At 48.2% G+C, this 21500-nt stretch carries 16 protein-coding genes; 8 read left to right on the plus strand and 8 right to left on the minus strand.

Going from position 1 to position 21500, the window contains the following annotated elements:
- Positions 1–18: 18 nt before the first annotated feature.
- The 4 genes from FC652_RS14855 to FC652_RS14870 form a co-directional block, all read right to left on the minus strand.
- Complete coding sequence (locus FC652_RS14855; RefSeq protein WP_176299218.1) at positions 19–1032, minus strand: Fe(3+) ABC transporter substrate-binding protein; 1014 nt, start codon at positions 1030–1032, stop codon at positions 19–21.
- Positions 1033–1185: 153 nt separating this feature from the next.
- Positions 1186–2415, minus strand: coding sequence for an ammonium transporter (locus FC652_RS14860; RefSeq protein WP_176299219.1), 1230 nt, complete (start codon positions 2413–2415; stop codon positions 1186–1188).
- A gap of 27 nt (positions 2416–2442) precedes the next feature.
- Positions 2443–2781 (minus strand): P-II family nitrogen regulator, encoded by a 339-nt coding sequence (gene glnK / locus FC652_RS14865; RefSeq protein ID WP_176299220.1) that lies wholly within the window; start codon positions 2779–2781, stop codon positions 2443–2445.
- 191 nt (positions 2782–2972) lie between these two features.
- A complete protein-coding gene (locus tag FC652_RS14870) occupies positions 2973–3341 on the minus strand; it encodes a YacL family protein (RefSeq protein ID WP_176299221.1) in 369 nt (122 codons plus the stop codon).
- Positions 3342–3411: 70 nt separating this feature from the next.
- Here FC652_RS14870 and FC652_RS14875 point away from each other — a divergent pair, with 70 nt between their 5' ends.
- The 3 genes from FC652_RS14875 (at position 3412) to FC652_RS14885 (ending at position 7112) form a co-directional block, all read left to right on the plus strand.
- Entirely contained in the window at positions 3412–4608 is a 1197-nt protein-coding gene (locus tag FC652_RS14875) for a sugar diacid recognition domain-containing protein (RefSeq protein ID WP_176299222.1), read from the plus strand.
- Positions 4609–4695: 87 nt separating this feature from the next.
- Complete coding sequence (locus tag FC652_RS14880; protein WP_011079576.1) at positions 4696–5961, plus strand: GntP family permease; 1266 nt, start codon at positions 4696–4698, stop codon at positions 5959–5961.
- A gap of 14 nt (positions 5962–5975) precedes the next feature.
- On the plus strand, positions 5976–7112 hold the full coding sequence (locus FC652_RS14885) for a glycerate kinase (protein WP_176299223.1): 1137 nt from the start codon (positions 5976–5978) through the stop codon (positions 7110–7112).
- Positions 7113–7174: 62 nt separating this feature from the next.
- Here the strand turns inward: FC652_RS14885 and acnB are convergent, their stop codons facing one another.
- The 4 genes from acnB to hrpB form a co-directional block, all read right to left on the minus strand.
- On the minus strand, positions 7175–9772 hold the full coding sequence (gene acnB, locus FC652_RS14890; protein ID WP_176299224.1) for a bifunctional aconitate hydratase 2/2-methylisocitrate dehydratase: 2598 nt from the start codon (positions 9770–9772) through the stop codon (positions 7175–7177).
- A gap of 270 nt (positions 9773–10042) precedes the next feature.
- On the minus strand, positions 10043–12334 hold the full coding sequence (locus tag FC652_RS14895; protein ID WP_217904641.1) for a patatin-like phospholipase family protein: 2292 nt from the start codon (positions 12332–12334) through the stop codon (positions 10043–10045).
- 100 nt (positions 12335–12434) lie between these two features.
- Positions 12435–14804, minus strand: coding sequence for a penicillin-binding protein 1B (gene mrcB / locus FC652_RS14900; protein ID WP_176299226.1), 2370 nt, complete (start codon positions 14802–14804; stop codon positions 12435–12437).
- Positions 14801–17263 (minus strand): ATP-dependent helicase HrpB, encoded by a 2463-nt coding sequence (gene hrpB / locus FC652_RS14905; RefSeq protein ID WP_176299227.1) that lies wholly within the window; start codon positions 17261–17263, stop codon positions 14801–14803. Before hrpB ends, mrcB begins: the two co-directional genes overlap by 4 nt.
- A gap of 66 nt (positions 17264–17329) precedes the next feature.
- Between hrpB and sfsA the strand changes: the two genes are divergently transcribed.
- The 5 genes from sfsA (at position 17330) to folK (ending at position 21498) form a co-directional block, all read left to right on the plus strand.
- Complete coding sequence (gene sfsA, locus FC652_RS14910) at positions 17330–18046, plus strand: DNA/RNA nuclease SfsA (RefSeq protein ID WP_176299228.1); 717 nt, start codon at positions 17330–17332, stop codon at positions 18044–18046.
- A gap of 132 nt (positions 18047–18178) precedes the next feature.
- Positions 18179–18625, plus strand: coding sequence for an RNA polymerase-binding protein DksA (gene dksA, locus FC652_RS14915; protein ID WP_176299229.1), 447 nt, complete (start codon positions 18179–18181; stop codon positions 18623–18625).
- A 61-nt stretch (positions 18626–18686) separates the two neighbouring features.
- On the plus strand, positions 18687–19568 hold the full coding sequence (gene gluQRS, locus FC652_RS14920; protein WP_176299230.1) for a tRNA glutamyl-Q(34) synthetase GluQRS: 882 nt from the start codon (positions 18687–18689) through the stop codon (positions 19566–19568).
- A gap of 80 nt (positions 19569–19648) precedes the next feature.
- Positions 19649–21016 (plus strand): polynucleotide adenylyltransferase PcnB, encoded by a 1368-nt coding sequence (gene pcnB, locus FC652_RS14925; protein WP_217904639.1) that lies wholly within the window; start codon positions 19649–19651, stop codon positions 21014–21016.
- A complete protein-coding gene (gene folK, locus FC652_RS14930) occupies positions 21013–21498 on the plus strand; it encodes a 2-amino-4-hydroxy-6-hydroxymethyldihydropteridine diphosphokinase (protein WP_176299232.1) in 486 nt (161 codons plus the stop codon). Before pcnB ends, folK begins: the two co-directional genes overlap by 4 nt.
- The last annotated feature ends 2 nt before the right edge of the window (positions 21499–21500 follow it).

Consider the following 21500-nt stretch of genomic DNA (forward strand, 5'->3'; position numbering starts at 1 on the left):
TTATACCCCTAGTTTCATTTAAAGGTCAAATTTCACTTCATCAAGAAGTTTGATTGCAGCTGCATGGTGTGATGCGATGTCATCAAGAGAAATGGTATCTGCTTTGAAGTCACCCCAAGAAGCCACAAGCTCAGAACGCTCTACACCCGCTTTTACTGGGTATTCAAAGTTCACTTCCGCATACATGTGCTGTGCTTTGTCGCCAGTTAGGAATTCCATTAGCTTTTGTGCATTGGCTTTGTTCGGTGCGTATTTCGCCATCGCCATACCAGAAATGTTCACGTGTGTACCCGTGGTTTGCTGGTTAGGGAAGTTAATGTAAACCGCTTCCGCCCACGCTTTCTGCTCTTGATCATTAACCATTGCGCCTAGGTAGTAGCTATTACCTAGAGAAACATCACAAAGGCCTTCTTTAATTGCCTTCACTTGACCACGGTCGTTACCTTGAGGTTTACGTGCTAGGTTGGCTTTTACGCCTTCTAGCCATTTCTTAGTTTCTGCTTCACCGTGATGTGCGATCATCGCTGAAACCAAAGAGATGTTGTAAGGGTGCTTACCACTACGAGTACAGATTTTGCCTTTGAATTCTGGCTTCGCAAGATCTTCGTAAGTGAAAGATTCACCTAGCTTACCAACGCGATCACGAGAAGAGTAAACGCTACGAGTACGCGTGGTGAGTGCAAACCACTCGTTTTCTTTGTCTTGGTATTGAGCTGGAACATTGGCTTCAATGATTTCGCTGTTAACTGGCTGAACAAGACCTTTGTCTGTTAGCTCAGCAAGGCGGCTGATATCTACGGTTAGAATTACGTCAGCAGGGCTGTACTCGCCTTCTTGCGCGAGTTTTTCTGCAATACCAGTTTTTGCAAACATCACGTTTACTTTGATACCGGTTTCCTTTGTGAACTCATTGAACATTGGCTCAACAAGGAAAGGTTGACGGTAAGAGTAAACATTGACCTCTTCAGCAGCCATTGCTGTAGGAGCAAGCGTCGCACATGCAAGCGCAGAAAGAGTAAGCAGCTTTTTCATTGATTCAATCCTTTAGATTCGTAATGATAACGTTTATCAGTAGCGTTATTATATTCATCATAGTTTAGAACACAATGACGGAAAACAAAAAAACCTGCTGGTATGAGCAGGTTTTTGATATTTTTATTTGTAAACAAGTATGTCTTGGTTGACTTATTTTACCGTGACGAATTCTGGGTACGCGCCAACACCGCAGTCGTGCATGTCCATCCCTTCCATCTCTTCTTCTTCAGAGACTCGGATGCCGATGGTGGCTTTCAGTACCGCCCAAACCGCAAGGCTTGCACCAAATACCCAAGCAAAAATCACTGCTGCACCAAATAGTTGTGAAAGGAAGCTCGCATCACCGTTGCTGATTGGCACAACCATGAGACCAAAGAAGCCACACACACCGTGAACCGAAATCGCACCCACTGGATCATCAATTTTTAGTTTATCGAGACCAACAATACTGAACACAACCAAGGCACCCGCTACCGCACCAATCGCCACCGCATACAAAGGTGATGGTGAAAGAGGGTCCGCAGTAATCGCAACTAAACCAGCAAGCGCGCCGTTGAGAATCATGGTTAAATCGGCTTTGCCCCACGTTGTTTTACACACCAATAGCGCGGTAATGGCCCCTGCTGCAGCTGCAGCATTCGTGTTTAGGAAAATTTGCCCAACCGCCGTCGCGTTTTCAAAGTCAGACACCATTAACTGTGAGCCACCATTAAAACCAAACCAGCCGAACCACAGAATAAAGGTACCCAACGTTGCTAATGGCATGTTTGATCCTGGGATGGGATACACTTCGCCATTTTTGCCGTACTTACCTTTGCGCGCCCCCAGCAGCAGTACACCCGCTAAAGCCGCTGATGCACCAGCCATGTGCACAATGCCCGAACCCGCGAAGTCACTAAAACCCGCCGCTGACAAGAAGCCACCACCCCAAGTCCAATAACCTTCTACCGGATAGATAAAGGCAGTCAAAATGGCAGAGAACAGTAGGAAAGACCAAAGCTTCATACGCTCCGCTACCGCGCCAGACACCACTGACATCGCCGTTGCCACAAACACCACTTGGAAGAAGAAATCTGATTCAAGTGAGTGATCGGCCCCTTCTGCTTGGCTACCAATTAATGCGCCAATCGAAGGCAACCAACCGCCTTCACTGTTATCCACGTACATAATGTTGTAGCCCACCACTAAATACGTGGTACAGGCTATCGCGTACAGACAGAAGTTTTTAGTTAAGATTTCCGTGGTGTTCTTTGAACGAACCAACCCCGCTTCCAGCATGGCGAAACCTGCTGCCATCCACATCACCAGCGCCCCAGAAATAAGGAAGAAAAAGGTATCGAGCGCGTAGCGTAGTTCCGAGACTGTTGTTGTTAATTCCATAATGTATCTCTCCAATCCTTTGAATCGTTAAAGTGCTTCAACGTCAGTTTCGCCAGTACGAATACGTACGGCATGGCTCAAGTCATAAACAAAGATTTTGCCGTCACCGATTTTTCCGGTGTGCGCCGCTTTGGTAATAGCATCGATCACGCGATCGACATTTTCCGCTTGAGTAGCAATTTCCAGTTTCACTTTGGGTAAGAAATCCACTTGGTACTCTGCACCTCGATAGAGTTCAGTATGGCCTTTCTGACGACCAAAGCCTTTGACCTCGGAAACGGTCATTCCCTCAATACCTACATCCGCCAGCGCTTCTCGAACATCATCGAGCTTAAAAGGTTTGATAATGGCGTTAATTAGTTTCATTGCATCCTCTCTGAAAGCGTTCATCCTGTAACGCTTTAGATAATCCAAGCAACGTGCCAACTTTTTATCTTATTGTTTTTAAATAAAATTAATTTTAAAAGTTACAAAAATAAAAATAGAGCGCACCATAATAGTGCGCTCTATTCACAAATATAAAGCAAGTGTTCAATAAACGTGCAACAAGCTATCCATCAACGACGAACGAACAACTGCCACTGCTGAATGAGCTGTTCAAAGTCTTCTAAACCACAACATGCGACACTCTCACAGTCATACAGTTCGAACTCGCTCTCTGCCTCAAGCGCGTAACTGTGCAGCAACGCATTGTCTTGCACAGTGACTTCATCGCCACAAATCATCAAGCTGATTTCGGTGCCATTTAAGCAAAGCTCTTCTGTCGGGTTACTTCTTGCTGCGGCAATTAAAGCCAGCACTTGGGCGATTTTAGTGCTCTCTTTGCTGATTTCTTCTTGAAGCCAACGGCCGACAATTTCATGGTCCATTGAGCAATGGCAGTAATAGTTGCCATCTAGGATGTTTTTCTTAAATTCGTAATCCATGTTTTTCTCTATTGATAACGAGATCAGGTACTATTATCGACAAATTCCCACTTGGACTCCACTCTCAAGCATGAAACTGAACGAAACTATTGCACGGCAAATTGTCGAACGCACCATGAAGATCATCCCCTATTCCGTCAATGTGATGGACGATCAAGGGAGGATTATTGGTTCAGGGGATCCATCGCGACTGCAACAAAAACATGAAGGTGCCGTGCTCGCAATTACGGAGTGTCGAGTGGTTGAGATCGATAAAGCCACCGCTAGCCATCTTAAAGGGGTTAAACCTGGGATCAACTTACCGATCCTTTTTCTAGAACAAGTCATTGGCGTCATTGGCGTATCCGGCGCACCAGACGAAGTGAAGCATTATGGCGAACTGGTTAAGATGACCGCAGAGCTCATCGTTGAGCAAGCCGCCCTCATGTCTCAAGTGCAATGGAATAAGCGACACAGGGAAGAACTAGTTCTGCAGCTTATCTCTGGCGCGACGCTGAATGACAACCAGTTGAATTCCATCGCTGAGCGACTTGGCTTAAATTTGAGTGAGCCGAGAATAGCTGCTGTGGTCAAGGTTTTTCCTGATAAACAAACCTCACTCTCGTTGGAGCATTTACAACAGATCGTTCACCTACTTGAGTATCCTGAACGTGACAATCTCGTTGGTATTTTATCTGTCTCTAATAACGAGGTGGTGGTGTTAAAACCGATAAGCCTCACCGACAACGGTTGGTCCAAAGAGGTGGAAACCAAGCGCATCAACCAGTTGCTAAAGAGGGTAAGTAAAGAAGGGAACTTCTCAATCAAAATTGCGCTCGGAGACTACTTTGAGGGATTGGCAGGATTAGCCCAATCTTTTGAAACCGCCAAACTCACCATGCAATTGATGGCTGAGCAATCTGGCACGGTTTTCTTCTACCAAGATCATAAGCTACCTGTGTTGATGAGCGATCTCCTTTCACAACCTTGGAAAGCCGAACAATTACAGGCTCCATTACTGAAACTGCAAAAAAAAGACAGCAAAGGCGTGCTACTCAAAACCCTCACCGCGTATTTTTCTCAGAACTGTGATGCATGTCGAACTTGCCAAGCGCTTCATATCCATCGTAATACCCTCCGCTATCGAATTGAAAAGATTGAAGATATAACATCATTAAATTTCAATAACTTAAATAACACCTTCCAACTCTATATCGCGCTAGAGTTGTTCTCCTCAAAACAAAGAAATTGTGCAGATGCACAAAAAACAAAGCAGTCAGCTGGGTGAAATTTGTTGTAACGACTAAAGACCCGATCAGATTCCATCTCTATATTCGAGCAAAAAATACTCTTATCAATAATATGGAAATGGAACATGATTGAAGTCTCTACCCTCGGAGCCTTAGCTGCCTTAGTGGTGGCCATTGCGCTCATACTGAAAAAAGTCCCACCCGCGTACGGCATGATCATTGGCGCTCTTATCGGCGGTGTGATTGGTGGTGTTTCACTGACCGACACAGTTTCTCTAATGATCGGCGGCGCACAAGGTATTGTGACCGCGGTTTTACGTATTCTTGCCGCCGGTGTTTTGGCTGGCGTCTTGATTGAATCTGGCGCAGCAACATCGATCGCAGAGACGATCGTCAAAAAAGTGGGGGAAACACGCGCGCTTCTCGCCCTGGCATTGGCGACCATGATTCTGACTGCCGTTGGCGTTTTTGTTGATGTCGCCGTCATTACGGTTTCTCCGATTGCGTTGGCGATTGCTCGCCGTGCTGATATCTCTAAAACCGCGATTTTGCTTGCCATGGTCGGGGGCGGTAAAGCCGGTAACGTAATGTCGCCAAATCCCAATGCAATCGCAGCCGCTGATGCCTTTAATGTGCCATTAACCTCTGTGATGGCAGCTGGTGTAATTCCTGGTCTTTGTGGTTTGGTATTGGCGTATTTCATTGCGAAACGTCTGGTCAATAAGGGGTCTAAAGTCGCAGCCAGTGAAGTCATCGCAGTGGATCACAGCAAACTGCCAAAATTTGGCGCTGCCATTGTCGCGCCATTGGTGGCAATTGCACTATTGGCTTTGCGCCCAATTGCCGGCATCAACGTTGATCCGCTCATCGCCTTGCCTTTAGGCGGTTTGCTCGGTGCCGTGGTGATGGGTCGATTCGCCGATACCAACCACTTTGCAGTCTCTGGCCTTTCGCGCATGGCGCCAGTTGCCGTCATGCTGCTTGGTACAGGTACTCTCGCAGGTATTATCGCGAACTCAGGGCTTAAAAATGGCTTGATCGATATTCTCACCGCTTCGGGTTTACCGTCCTATCTCCTTGCCCCGATTTCCGGTGCAATGATGTCACTTGCAACAGCATCCACCACAGCAGGAACCGCCGTTGCATCTAACGTATTTAGTCACACCATTCTTGAACTGGGAGTACCTGCATTAGCGGGGGCAGCCATGATTCATTCTGGTGCCACTGTTCTTGACCATATGCCACATGGTAGCTTCTTCCACGCAACGGGCGGTGCTGTTCATATGGACATTCGTGAGCGCTTAAAACTGATTCCTTATGAGTCTGCGGTTGGCTTAATGATCGCTTTTGTCTCTGTCATGATGTTCGGCGTATTTGGTCTGTTTGTATAAGCATTGAGGTAAACATGAAAATTATAATTGCTCCAGATTCCTATAAAGAAAGCCTTACTGCCATGGATGTGGCAATCGCGATTGAAAAAGGATTTAAGCAAGTCTTACCCGATGCACACTACGTGAAGCTCCCTATGGCAGATGGTGGAGAAGGGACGGTGCAATCGATGGTTGACGCCACTGGTGGCACCATCATCGAACACACCGTTACTGGCCCACTTGGCCAGAATGTTGATGGCTTTTTTGGCTTGCTTGGCGAAGGCAAAACCGCAGTCATCGAGATGGCGGCGGCTTCTGGCTTGCACCTTGTATCACCAGAGCTGCGCAACCCTCTCATCACCACAACGCTGGGGACGGGAGAGTTGATCAAAGCCGCCCTCGACCACGGTGTGGAACACATTATCGTTGGCATCGGCGGCAGCGCGACCAACGATGGCGGCATTGGCATGGCACAGGCTCTCGGCATCAAACTGCTTGATGCGCACGGGAACGCGCTTGGCCATGGTGGCGGTGAGCTAGCGAAATTGGCAACGATTGACTGCTCTCAACTTGATTCTCGCTTGGCTCAAGTTCGCCTCGAAGTCGCGTGTGACGTTGATAACCCACTATGTGGAACAAAAGGCGCTTCCGCCGTCTTTGGGCCACAAAAAGGGGCAACACCCGAGATGGTTACGATCTTGGATGAAAACTTGGCACACTATGCCACAGTCATTAAACAGCAACTTGGCGTGGATGTTCGTGATATGGCAGGTGCGGGCGCAGCCGGTGGTATGGGCGCAGCGCTGCTAGGCTTGCTTAACGCCGAGCTTCGCCCTGGTATTGAGATTGTCATGGACGCGGTTCGCTTAGATGAAATCGTTGCTGATGCGGATCTGGTGATCACCGGAGAAGGTCGCATCGACAGCCAAACCATTCATGGCAAAACCCCAATCGGTGTCGCGCGCACAGCGAAAAAGCACGGCTTGCCAGTGATTGGCATCGCGGGTTGTCTGTCGGCCGATTGCGGAGTGGTCCATGAGCATGGCCTCGATGCCGTTTTCGCCGTGGTCAATCGCTCCGTTGATCTGCCAACCGCGTTGGCAGAAGCCGCGGAAAACGTAGAACTAACGGCAAGAAACGTTGCCGCTGCTTTTTGTATGACTCGCCGTTAAACTTTACTTAACGTAAAAAAAACCGCTGAAAATTCAGCGGTTTTTTATTATCGAAGATGTTATTAAGCCGGCTGTTGGAAAATCACTGTGTCGGCTTTTTTGGTGTACTGCCCCATCAGGTGGAAGTTGAGGTAACGGTAGGTATCCGCCGCCGTTGCATCCAACTGTTTCGCGTATTCCATGTACTCTTCTACCGTTGGGATTCGGCCAAGAATCGCACCGACTGCCGCCAATTCTGCTGAGGATAGATACACGTTCGCACCCGTACCTAAACGGTTCGGGAAGTTACGTGTTGAGGTCGACATCACCGTGGTTTTGTCTGCCACGCGCGCTTGGTTACCCATACACAGCGAACATCCCGGAGTTTCAATACGAACCCCAGCGCGACCGTAAATACCGTAGTAACCTTCTTCCGTCAGTTGGTCACGGTCCATCTTAGTTGGTGGTGCAATCCACAGACGCGTATCAAGCTGGCCTTTGAACTTCTCTAGCAACTTACCCGCTGCACGGAAGTGACCAATGTTGGTCATACACGAACCAATGAACACTTCGTCGATTTGCGTGCCTTGAACATCTGAGAGCAAACGAGCGTCGTCTGGATCGTTCGGCGCACAAAGAATCGGCTCTTTTATTTCCGCTAGATCAATTTCAATCACGTGTGCGTATTCTGCATCACTGTCTGCCGACATCAGTTCTGGGCTTGCTAACCACTCTTGCATCGCAACGATACGACGCTCAATAGTACGACGATCACCGTAACCTTCTGAAATCATCCACTTCAGCATCACGATGTTCGAGTTGAGGTACTCTTCGATCGATGCTTGAGACAGTTTCACCGTACAGCCTGCTGCAGAGCGCTCAGCTGACGCATCAGACAGTTCAAATGCCTGCTCAACCGTGAGGTGTTCCACCCCTTCGATTTCCAGAATACGACCAGAGAATTCGTTGATCTTGCCAGCTTTCTCAACGGTCAGTAGACCTTGCTTGATGCCGTAGTAAGGAATGGCATGTACCAGATCTCGTAGCGTAATACCTGGCTGCATTTCGCCTTTAAAGCGCACCAAGATTGACTCAGGCATATCCAGAGGCATGACACCGGTCGCGGCCGCAAACGCAACGAGACCAGAACCTGCTGGGAATGAAATACCCAATGGGAAACGAGTATGCGAGTCACCACCTGTACCGACAGTATCAGGCAACAGCATGCGGTTTAGCCATGAGTGGATAACACCATCGCCTGGGCGCAGTGACACACCGCCGCGATTCATGATGAAATCAGGCAGAGTATGGTGTGTGTTCACATCGACAGGTTTTGGATACGCAGAGGTGTGACAGAAAGACTGCATCACAAGATCCGCAGAGAAGCCAAGACAAGCAAGGTCTTTTAGCTCATCACGCGTCATTGGGCCAGTGGTGTCTTGTGAACCAACGGTGGTCATTTTAGGTTCACAGTAGGTTCCTGGGCGAATGCCCGTTACGCCACATGCTTTACCCACCATTTTCTGAGCAAGCGTGTAGCCTTTGCCCGAATCTGCAACATCCGCTGGTTTTCGGAAGACATCAGACGGCGCTAAACCTAGTGATTGACGCGCTTTCTCTGTCAAACCACGACCGATGATCAGTGGAATACGGCCACCTGCACGAACTTCATCAATCAAGACATCGGTTTTTAGTGAGAATTCAGCAAGAACGTCACCGGTAGCATGGTTAGCCACTTTACCTTGGTATGGGTAGACATCAATCACATCGCCCATATTGAGCTTGGACACGTCAACTTCGATAGGTAGCGCACCCGCATCTTCCATGGTGTTGAAGAAGATAGGTGCAATTTTGCCACCCAAGACATAACCACCAGCACGTTTGTTTGGTACGTAAGGAATGTCATCACCCATAAACCAAAGCACTGAGTTGGTTGCTGATTTACGCGATGAGCCTGTACCAACGACATCACCAACATAAACAAGTTGGTGACCTTGTTCTTTTAGCGCTTCAATCTGTTTGATCGGGCCAATGCTGCCAGGCTGATCTGGCACAATGCCTTCACGCTCATTTTTTAGCATCGCTAAAGCGTGAACAGGAATATCAGGGCGAGACCAAGCATCCGGAGCTGGAGACAGATCATCGGTGTTGGTTTCACCCGTGACTTTAAAGACGGTTAACGTAATTTTTTCGGCAAGCTCAGGTTTTGACAAGAACCATTCTGCATCAGCCCATGACTGAAGCACTTGTTGCGCATATTGATTACCAGCTTTCGCTTTTTCTTCAACGTCATAGAAAACGTCAAACATCAGTAACGTGTGAGACAGCGCTTCAACGGCGATTGGCGCCAGAGCTTCATCATCAAGCAAGGCCACCAATGGTTCGATGTTGTAACCACCTTGCATGGTGCCAAGCAGTTTTGCCGCATGCTCACGGCTGACAAGCGGAGAGCTTGCTTCACCACGAATCACCGCAGCAAGGAAACCCGCTTTCACATACGCGGCTTCATCAACACCAGGGGGAATGCGATTTTCAAGTAGGTCTAGAAGAAACGCTTCTTCACCTTGTGGGGGATTTTTCAGAAGTTCAACAAGTCCAGCAACTTGTTCTGCATCTAGAGGTTTTGGAACAACTCCCTCTGCTGCACGCTCTTCGACGTGTTTACGGTAGGCTTCAAGCACGACTTTTTCCTCTCATTGCGGTTCCTCCTTTTGTTATTACTATGATTCAAAGTAAAGGAGTGAACATCCTTGGAAACTTGGCTCCCTATTGCCCATGTTTTCATTCAATTATGATTGAGAAACAGCGCCGCAGAGGCCAAACTGTGGGCGACAGAATAGCAAATTTAACGATAAATTAAAATCTCATCACTTTGACCAACATAGCAACTTAAGACTAAAGTCCCATTAAATTTAGCTATTTATTCGTCTTTTTTGTTCAATTTTTCACCACTAGCGAAACGATGTACCAATGATCAAATAGAATGCACTTAGGTCACTTTCCGTACGGCCATAACCAAACATAATGGGGCCTATCGGTGAATCAATGCCTGCAAAGATACTCGCGGCGTTATAGAGTGGTGCTTGACTGAGGCTCAGTGTCGTATCAGACCAGACTCCACCGTGCTCCAAAGATGCCCCAAGATAAACAGGCGCTTCGAACATGCCAAAGTCATTGTCGAACCAACGGTAGCGATAGACCAAACTGCTAAAAAATTTGTTTTGTCCGATCAAACTGTTACGAGGAATACCCGACAAGTTTAGGAAACCACCGATCGATTTGGGATCGAGGGGGAAATATTTGTTTTTACTTTCAACGAACTCGTAATCAGCCGATCCGACCAAAGTATGACGCTGATATGTGCTTGCAAACCGCCCTACGATTGAAAATTCATGAACCGTGTCACTTTGAGATTCGGAAGCAAAGCCGTTTTCGAACACATCATGGCTTTCATCGTGGGAAACCAAATACTCCAGATCGAGATAAATACCTCGTGTGGGCAGCGCAAAATTATCTAATGTATCTAATCGATATTGGACAAATACACCTCGGCGTTCAAACTCACTCGAACCTGCCGATTGTATGGTCGTCAACTCAATATCCCCTTTAGTGTATCGGCCACCGAGTTTAAACTCTTGCCACAAAGCAGGCTGATAACCAAACGCAATTTCACCGATGAACTGACCATAGGTTATGGGGAAATAGTCGTAAGCACTTTCAAGCGGCGGCTCGACAATCTCATCAAGGGTAAAAGGTATACTGCGCTTTTCGCTGCTGTAAGCCAATTTCGTTGTGGTAAAAAACTCTTGTCCAAACCAAACCGGAGAGTAAAACTCCATTTCAACCAGCTTATCGGTTCCCATATCTAAATTAACCGTTAACTCGCCACCTTGAGAGTTTAAATCCGTAAAACTGGTCGAGAGGCCAACACCATATTGGCTGTCTGTGGTGAAATCATCTTCAAGGAAAAAGCGAAAGTTAACGTAATTTGGCCCCCATGATTTTTCATCCACCACCACCACGAGTTGGTTGATCCCGTCCACTTCCTCATAGTGATAAGAGATCAACTCGAAGCGATCCAAGGCATAGAGGTTTTCTATCGCCGCTTCGATTTCATCCGTTTTCAGTACTCGGCCAGTATCCAAGTCAAGACGACGAGTCAACAACCCAGCACTGTAGTGAGTATTATTGATCACCACAATTTGATCGACGCGAGTTTGGTCACCATAGTTGAGCGTTTTTCGTGCTTGCTGCTTACCATCAATATAGTGTTGATATTGGCGGCCATTAAGTCGCAGAGCCTTCAATTTCTCTTTCATTTGATAGGTTGCTTGATACCCAGCTTCATACGCATCGGGCATCTTAGCAAACTCGGTGGTTTCCATTTGACCAACATTAGGCCTGAGGTAGACATCCTGCCCGCCTAAGCTTTCTGCTTGCTGTTGGGTGCTGCGACGTACAAGATAGTTAGACAGCTGGTCTGCAACCACCAGCATGCTGGTAAAGTCTTCTTTCTGCTTGTAATCGGTACTGATGTCAACAGCAATAACAATATCAGCCCCCATGTCTCTGGCAATATCCACCGGCATGTTGTTAATAACGCCACCATCGACCAGCATGCGCCCATTAAGCTCGTAAGGAGGTAACGCACCAGGCACGGACATACTGGCCATCATGGCATCCACCAACTGCCCTTTATCAATCACCACTTGTTGTAGCTCTACGATGTCCGTCGCGACAGAACGATACGGGATAGCCAGATCATCAAACGAGTCGAATTCGTTCAGGTTACCGGTGGTTTCACGCAAAATGCGCAGCATGTTTTGCCCTTGCACAAACCCCCGTGGCGCGTGCACTTCGCCAAAACGCAAACCAATATCGGTTCTTAGCTGGTAGCGGTCTTCAGACTCTTTATCTCTAACACGACGCTGGCTGCGATCGACGCGATCACGATAACCACTGTTCCAATCGATGCTGTAGATAAAGCTTTCAATCTCATCTGCACTCATACCGGTAGCGTATAAACCGCCAACATACGCCCCCATACTGGTGCCCGTGATGTAATCCACCGGGATCTGCATCTCTTCCAGTGCTTTCAACACACCAATGTGCGCCGCGCCTTTAGCGCCACCGCCTGCTAAGACCACCGCCACTTTAGGTCGTTGCTCTTCATCAACAGAGAGTGATTGAGCGAAAACCGTAGGTAGTTTGAGAAAACAGGCTAAGACGACACAACATGTCAGGCTATCGAACCACCTTTTATTAACTCGTGCCACGCTTTCACTCTCCCTATGTTTTCACGTTATGTTGAACAGTTTTACACCCAATTGTATCCGGGAACAATTACCAACTGAGTAATTTATTCAACCAGTTACCTGATTTCTCACACTGCTGTTTCAAATCCCCTTGTTTGTCCCAAACGGGAAGGGTGAAAGCACTACTGCAGTCGATTTGTAACTCGCCATCACTTTGCTGTTTGTAGCCCAACGTCGAGATCTGCTTTGGCCAAGGTAGGATCAGTTTCTCTGGTGTTCGCTGTTTAAGGTATTCAGCGTAGACACGCAACGCCCCACTCGCACCCGTCAGTTTTATCGGCTGGTTGTCGTCTCGCCCTAACCAAATCGTGGTCACTTCACGACCATCCACCCCAACAAACCAACTGTCTCGGCTATCATTACTGGTGCCGGTTTTGCCCGCCAGTGCCGCCCACGCAAATTGGTTTTGCAAATAACGCCCCGTCCCTTGTGCCACCCCTTGTTTCATCGCGTATGTGGTTAGCCATGCTGCCTGTTCATTCACCGCAGGGGAGGATTTGGGTAACGATTGATAAAGTACATCGCCCTCTAAGTCGACTACCGACCGCAGCGCGGTCAATGGCGCTTTACGCCCCGAGTTGGTGAGGGTTTGATACATCTGCGCGACTTCGATAGGCGTCAAGGAAAATGCGCCCAAAAACATCGATGGCATTGGACGAATTTCATTACGATTGACGCCCAATCTTGCCAAGGTTTCTGACACAGGCTCAATGCCTAACTGCATCCCCAGACGTACCGTGGGTACATTAAGCGATTGAGCTAAAGCAATATACAGTGGCACGTCACCACGAAATTTTCGGTCAAAATTACGTGGCTCCCACACCGAGCCTTTACTGCCTTTCAAGCTCAATGGTGTATCTTGCAACGTGGTGGCTAAGGTGTATTTCTCTGGCTGCTCTAGTGCGGTTAAATACACGGCCGGCTTCACCAAAGAACCAATTGGGCGGCTGGCGTTGATCGCGCGGTTAAAACCATCGTATCCAGTGCGCTTACCACCGACCATAGCGCGAATTTCACCACTGGTACGATCCACGGCAACGGCAGCGGCCTCAAGTTCATCCCCCGCCACTGTCGCCAGTTCAGGGACTTTCTTACTGATCGCCTTTTCCAACTTATCTTGAGAAATTGGGTCCAGTGAAGTGAACACTCTTAGTCCAGATTCACCACGGAACGCATCGCCAACTTTCTGTTTCAGCTCCATTGAGAGCTGTTGAAAGTAAGCAGGTTGACGGCTGGCAACTCGTGGGACATCCTGAATATCAAGTGGACGGCTGGCCGCTTGGTCATATTCCGAGGCGGTGAGCATGTTTTGCTGCATCATCAGACGCAGCACCAAGTCACGACGCTCTTTGGTGCGCTCAGGAAAGCGCACTGGATTGTAGTAAGACGGGCCTTTCACCATCCCCACCAGCATCGCCAACTGATCAATACGCAACTCTTGGATCGGTTGACCAAAGTAATAACGAGAAGCCAAACCAAAACCGTGGATAGCTTGTTTACCACTCTGCCCTAAATAGACCTCATTGAGATAGGCCTCTAGAATGCGATCTTTGCTGTAGCGGTAATCCAGAATCAGCGCGATATACGCCTCACGCACTTTCCGCCACAAGGTGCGGTCTTGGGTGAGGAATAAGTTTTTTGCCAACTGTTGTGTTAGCGTACTGCCCCCTTGCACCGTTCTACCCGCTTTCAAATTAACAAACAACGCGCGGCCGATCGCGAGCGGAGATACGCCTTCATGTTGGTAAAAATCGCGATCTTCAGTCACCAATAGCGCATCAACCATGATCTCGGGAAATTGTTCACGACGTAAAAACAATCGCTGCTCGTCACTGTCTTTTTCCAGCATCCCCAGCATCTTAGGCTCAAGGCGCAAGTAGCCAAGATCCCCTTGCGACTCTAGCGACTGAATGCGAGTCAGACTCGATTCATCGAAATGCAACATCACATGACGATCAGCCTCTGGACCATCAACAAATTCAAACGGGCGACGAATCAGCTCAATTTTGCTCGAAGAGGAAGAGTATTCTCCCGGATACTTTGGTTGGCTTACTTTTCGATAGTTGAGAATATCGAGCTCTTTTTGCAACTCAGGACGGGAGACATTTTCTCCTGCATACAAGGTTTGAATGCGCGCATAAACCACGGTTGGCAATTGAAACAGCTGACCTTCAAAACGTTGTTTGACCACGCTATCGAGATAAATGCCAACGAACAGCAGCACCGCAACCACAGCAACGCCCGCTTTCCAGCTGAAAGACCAAATATTTTTCAGCCAGTTGCGCTGAGTACTCGTTGCGCCTTGACGTTTGCTCGCCGTTTTACGCACAGTCCGTTTAGCGGTTTTCTTTATTGTCGCGGCTTTCTTACTGTCAGCCGTTTTCTTTTCTTGGGTCATGAGTGTAACTGTCTTTTGGTTTTATTGGTTGCTTGGTGAGTGGCAGGATCGTCAGGCCAAACATGCTTAGGGTAACGACCTTTCATCTCTTTTTGCACTTCTTTGTAAGCGCCAGCCCAAAAACCGGCTAGGTCTTGCGTCACTTGCAAAGGACGACGCGCAGGGGAAAGCAGCTCTAAGGTGAGCTTTACTCGTCCTTGCGCCACCGTTGGCGAACTTTGCTCACCGAACATCTCTTGCATACGCGCCGAAAGCACGGGGTTAGCACCTTGTTGATAGCGAATAATTTGCTGAGTACCGGTTGGTAAGGTGTAGTACTTAGGCAACCACTCATCCAATTGCTGATTCAACGGCCAGCCAAGGCGAGCATTCAATGCTTCGCAGAGGTTGATTTTAGCCAGATCTTTCACCGTTGTGACGTGCGCCATATACGGCTCCAACCATTGCTCTAACTCGCTGAGCAAGCTGGCATCATCCATCGCTGGCCAGGCCTGTTCCGGCAACCACTCAATGGCACAACGAATACGCTCGAGTAGCGATTGGGAGTTTTCGCTCCAGTCTAATACCGCAAGCCCCTTTCTTCGGACATAGGAGAGTAAAGCTTGCGTCATTTTTTCTTTTCCGGGTTGAGCAAGTGTTTCTCTGCTCACCACCAGTTCACCGATTTTTCGCTGCTTTTCTGCTAATAAACGCCCTTTGGTTTCGTCCCAATCAATGTGCTCGTGGCTCACAAGGCAACTTGGATTGCCTTGTTGCAAAGCCGATAGGTCTAGCGGGATAGCCAATTGGATCTGGCTGGCATTTTTTTGGCCACGCATCAGATCGAGCACCACAAGGTACTCTTCTCCCCCCAAAGGGTCATCCTCACGCAGTTCGGCTCCATGACCATTGGCCATCAAATATCGACCATACTGATGGCCTCGTTTTTGAGCAATGCGATCGGGAAACGCCAAGCTAGCGGCAATGGCACAGGCCGATTCGGTCACCCGTTTTAAAGAGAAAGTGCCATTGAGTTTATTCGCCAGTGCATTGGCACGCTGAGTGAGTAGCGCCGTCTTACTGTGCTTACTTTGCTGCCAACGGTGTAAGCTGTGACAAACGTTGCTGATGTTACGCTCAGGTTCTTCCAACATCACCGCGACGGCCAAGGCTGAGGCGAAAAGCGTCTCATCGCGTTGCTGAGCACCGATCAACATGGCGGCAATACGCGGCTCAACACCAAGCCGCTGCGCCAGCTGTCCTTCACTCGTCAATTGCTGCCCAGAAATTAATCCCAATTGCTGCAACAGTTGCTTGGCCTGACGCACCGCTGCCGAAGAGGGGATATCCAATAACTTCACTTGTTCTGGCTCACTTACACCCCATTGCGCCAGCTCCATCATCAGCGGAGCAAGATCGGCTTGCATGATCTCAGGAAGGGGCACACTCGCCATTTGCTGGTACTGGCTTTCAGAATACAAGCGTACACAAATCCCCTCTGCCACTCGACCCGCACGCCCAGCGCGCTGAATGGCCGACGATTGTGCGATACGCACTTGCTCTAATTTGGTGATCCCCGTTTTCAAATCAAACTTTGCCACCCGCTCTAAACCGCTATCGACCACCAAGCAGATCCCTTCGATGGTTAACGACGTTTCGGCAATGTTGGTTGCTAGCACCACCTTTCGCTCACCGGCTTTAGCAGGCTCAATCGCCTTTTGCTGCTCAGCAAAAGAGAGCTGGCCGTACAACGGGCAGATCACCACTTGCTCACTGAGATGGTCTAAACGCTCAGCCACTTGTTTGATCGCTGCCACCCCTGGCAGAAACGCCAGCAAGGAGCCTGTTTCCGTTGCCAGTAGATGCTCGATGGTTTTCGCCATCACATTGGGTAAAAAGTCGTTCGTTTTTAGCGGCTGATAGCGCTGCTCAACCAAATAACTGCGACCTTGAGATTCAATAAAACTGGCCTGAGGCATGAGAGATTGCAAAGCATGCTGCTCAAGTGTGGCCGACATCACCACCAATTTCAGATCGTCACGCAGCGCTTCTTGCACTTCAAGAGCAAGCGCCAAAGCAATATCGGCATGCAAACTACGCTCGTGAAATTCATCAAAGATCAGTACATCAACCCCATTCAGCTCTGGATCGCTTTGGATCATGCGCGTCATGATCCCTTCGGTAACGATTTCCAGCTGGGTCGCGTGGCTGACCTTGCTTTCGCCACGAACGCGATACCCCACTCTCTCACCAACTTTTTCGCCAAGTTGCTGCGCCAAATAGCGAGCGATATTGCGTGCCGCTAAGCGTCGTGGCTCAAGCATCACGATTTTTCCGGTGAATTCATTACTCAGCAGCAACTGCAAAGGGAAATATGTGGATTTGCCCGCACCAGGTGCGGCTTTGAGTATGACTTGTGAATGTTGCGAGACCGCTTGAAGCAGTTGTGGCATCACGGCGTGGATAGGCAATTGTGACAATGTTGAGTCCTTATGCTTAAATGGCGGCCACATTGTACATAAAAACCCGCTCGTCTAAATAAGCAAATGCATTTCGAACCCGCGCTAGATTGCGCCCTATTACAAAAACGCTATAAACGCTTTCTCGCCGATGTGACCTATCAAAGCGGCGATACAGGCACGATTCATTGTGCCAATACCGGCGCCATGACTGGTTGCGCAACCCCTGGTGATAAAGTGTGGTATTCCACTTCCAACAACACCAAACGAAAATATCCCCACAGTTGGGAAATCACAGAAACGCAGCAGGGTCATCTTATCTGTGTCAATACCATTCGCGCCAACCAGCTCGCGGTGGAAGCCATTGAGCAAGGCTGGATTAAAGAGCTCTCAGGGTATGAGCGACTTCAAACTGAAGTGAAATATGGCAGTGAAAATAGCCGAATTGATATCCTGCTCAGCGCAACGGACCAAGCCGCGTGTTATATAGAGGTGAAAAGCGTCACCTTGCTCGACAACATCGAGGCTGGGCAAGGCTATTTCCCTGATGCCGTCACAACTCGTGGTCAAAAACATCTGAGAGAACTCACAGAAATGGCACAAAATGGAAGTAGAGCCATACTTTTATTTGCTGTTTTGCATTCAGGGATTGAAAAAGTTGCTGCGGCGCTCCATATAGACGCCAATTATTCCCAATTACTCAAACAAGCACAAAAAGCCGGAGTTGAAGTTCTCTGCTATAAAGCAGAGATCAGCAATACTGAAATCAAACTCAATTCTGCTATTGAATTTATCAATAGTTAGAAAAATGATGTGGTCTTCACATTGACGTTAAGTTTACGATTGATAGTTTGCCAGCACCGCCTCTTTCTGCTATAGATACCCGCCTTAAATTAGCTGCTTAGCAGTTGACTAGGTGTAAGTAGGAGATGCTGTATGCCAGAATCGAAGAAAAAAACGCTAGGCATCCTAGCCATTGCAGGGGTGGAGCCATATCAGGAAAAAGCTGGTGAAGAATACATGTCACCAGACCAAGTGGCTCATTTTAGAAAAATTTTAGAAGCTTGGCGCAATCAGCTAAGAGAAGAAGTTGATCGTACTGTGCATCATATGCAGGACGAAGCAGCCAATTTTCCTGATCCCGTTGACCGTGCATCACAAGAAGAAGAATTCAGCCTTGAGTTGCGTAACCGCGACCGCGAACGCCGCTTGATCAAGAAGATTGAAAAGACTCTTGATAAGATCAAAGAGGATGACTTTGGTTTTTGCGAATCTTGTGGTGTTGAGATTGGCATTCGCCGTCTAGAAGCGCGCCCAACTGCAGACCTTTGTATCGACTGTAAAACACTTGCAGAGATCAAAGAGAAACAAATGCAGGGTTAATCACCACTGTATACTGTTTTTAAGGGAGCTGATGCTCCCTTTTTGTTTTGAGATGATATCCATGAGCTATATCGGTCGTTTTGCACCATCCCCTTCCGGTCCGCTGCATTTTGGTTCTTTAATCGCTGCGCTTGGCAGCTATTTCCAAGCGAAATCCCAACAAGGAAGCTGGTTAGTTCGTATCGAAGATCTCGATCCTCCCAGAGAAATGCCTGGCGCATCAGAACTCATTCTCAAAACTCTCGAACATTATCACTTGTTTTGGGATGGTGAAGTGGTCTATCAAAGTCAACGTCACGCGCTTTACCAACATCAAATCGATCACTGGTTAAACAGTGGGCAAGCCTATTTCTGCCAGTGCAGTCGCAAACAGATCAAAGAAATGGGTGGCTATTACAACGGCCATTGCCAAGAGCAGCATCTCAATGAAGGGGCTATTCGCCTTAAAATGACACAACCCATCACCCATTTTGACGATCTTCGTCATGGGCAGATGCACATTCCTCTTGAACTCGCGCAAGAAGATTTCATCATTAAACGCCGAGATGGTTTGTTTGCTTACAATTTGGCGGTGGTGCTCGATGATATTGACCAAGGGGTCACCGAAGTGGTTCGTGGTGCTGATTTAATTGAGCCTACAGGTCGTCAAATCAGTTTGTACAGAATGCTCGGTCAAACGCCCGTAAAATATCTCCACCTCCCCTTGGCGATGGATAAGAATGGCAACAAACTTTCTAAACAAAATCATGCCACTGGCATTGATTTGACACATCCAGCTTCTATGATTCTTGAAGCGATGACGTTTTTAGGTTTCGTTGTTCCCCATGAGCTCACTCACGCCAATATTGATGAGATTCTTACTTGGGGAGTACAAAATTGGCGGATAAACCAGTTACCAGACTCACTAGAAATCACAGCGCGATTCTCAAATGGCACGGCGTGAGCTATTATAGAGCGCAAATTCAGGCCAAATCGGCGTAAAAAACTAACCCATGCAAAGTGATGCCCATTCACTGTTGCCAGATGCACATGAATAAAAACGAATATACAACATGCAGTTCTAACACTTGTCCGGAACTTGCTTTAAATGTCATTACTCGTCAAGAGCACAACATTTCGCGCAAACAGATCAGCGACCATGCGCTAAAAGTCCTGTACCGTCTTCACGGCGCGGGCTTCGACGCTTTTCTTGTCGGCGGTGGCGTACGTGATTTACTGCTGGGACAAAGCCCAAAAGATTTTGATATTGCAACCAACGCAACACCAGAGCAGCTAAAGCAGTTGTTCCGTAACTGCCGCCTGATTGGTCGTCGCTTTAGACTGGCACACATCATGTTTGGTCGTGAAATCATCGAAGTGGCCACGTTTCGTGGTCACCACCAAGACGCGAACTCTCCTACGTCTCAACAGTCAAAGGAAGGCATGCTGCTACGAGATAACGTCTACGGCACCATCGATGAAGACGCAGAGCGACGTGACTTCACCATCAATGCGATGTATTACAACATTGCAGATTACTCGATCCACGATTACGCAGGTGGCGTCGAGGATCTGGAAGATCGCTTGGTACGCTTAATCGGTGACCCTGAAACACGTTATCGTGAAGACCCAGTGCGTATGCTTCGCGCGGTGCGCTTTGCTGCCAAGCTCGACTTCGATATCGAAGAAGATACCGCAGCCCCAATCGAAGAGATGGCGCATTTATTGAGAGAGATTCCAGCCGCACGCCTCTACGAAGAGTCACTCAAACTGCTTCAATCAGGATATGGCCTTGAAACCTACCATCTGATGCGCGAGTACAATCTCTTTCAACAGATGTTCCCGGCTATTTCCACCTATTTCACCGATGATTACTCATCAAACACTGAAAAGATGTTGGACTTAGTGCTGGACTCAACCGACATTCGTGTTGAAGAAGACAAACGCATCAATCCTGCTTACATGTTTGCCGCTATGCTGTGGTACCCACTGCTTGAGCTGGCGGACAAGTTGATGGATAGCCACAACTTGTGTCACTACGATGCCGTGATGGAAGCGAGCAACTTGATCCTCGATGAACAGGTGCGCACAATCGCCATTCCACGTCGCCACACCGCAACCATTCGTGAAATTTGGCAACTGCAACTGCGTCTACCTCGTCGCAACGGTAAACGTGCATCCCGCTTAATGGAACTTAATAAGTTCCGTGCTGGCTTCGATTTCCTCGAAATGCGTGGAGAAATTGAAGGTGGCGAAACGGCCAAACTAGCTAAATGGTGGGGCACGTTCCAAAATGCTGGCCGTGAAATGCGCCTAGCGATGGTGAACGATCTAGACGGTCCTACAGGTGGTTCCAAATCTGGCCGTAAACGTCGCCCCTTCAACAAGAAAAAGAGCAGAAGCCAATCATGATCACTGTCTATATCGCTATCGGCAGTAATCTTGCAGATCCCGTTGTGCAGGCAAAAAACGCCATTGACGCGCTAAAGCAGCTGCCGAAGTCACGATTTCTTTGTGCATCGCAGCTGTATAGCAGCACGCCAATGGGACCGCAAAATCAACCAGACTACATCAACGCTGTCGCAGCGATTGAAACCGAATTAACACCCTTGGAACTGCTTGATTGCACCCAAGCAATTGAACTAGACCAAGGGCGTGTCCGTAAAGAAGAACGTTGGGGGCCAAGAACTCTCGACTTGGATATTATTCTTTACGGCGATGAGGTGATCGATTCCGAGCGATTGACTGTTCCTCACTATGGAATGAAAGAGCGCGAATTTGTGCTCTACCCGCTCGCTGAAATCGCACCAAATTTAACCCTCCCTGATGGGACCGAGCTATCTCAACTTCTCACTACGGTGGATAGAAATGGCCTCGGTATTTGGCACTCATAGCC

This window comes from Vibrio sp. 05-20-BW147, assembly GCF_013369385.1.
Lineage (GTDB): Bacteria > Pseudomonadota > Gammaproteobacteria > Enterobacterales > Vibrionaceae > Vibrio > Vibrio floridensis.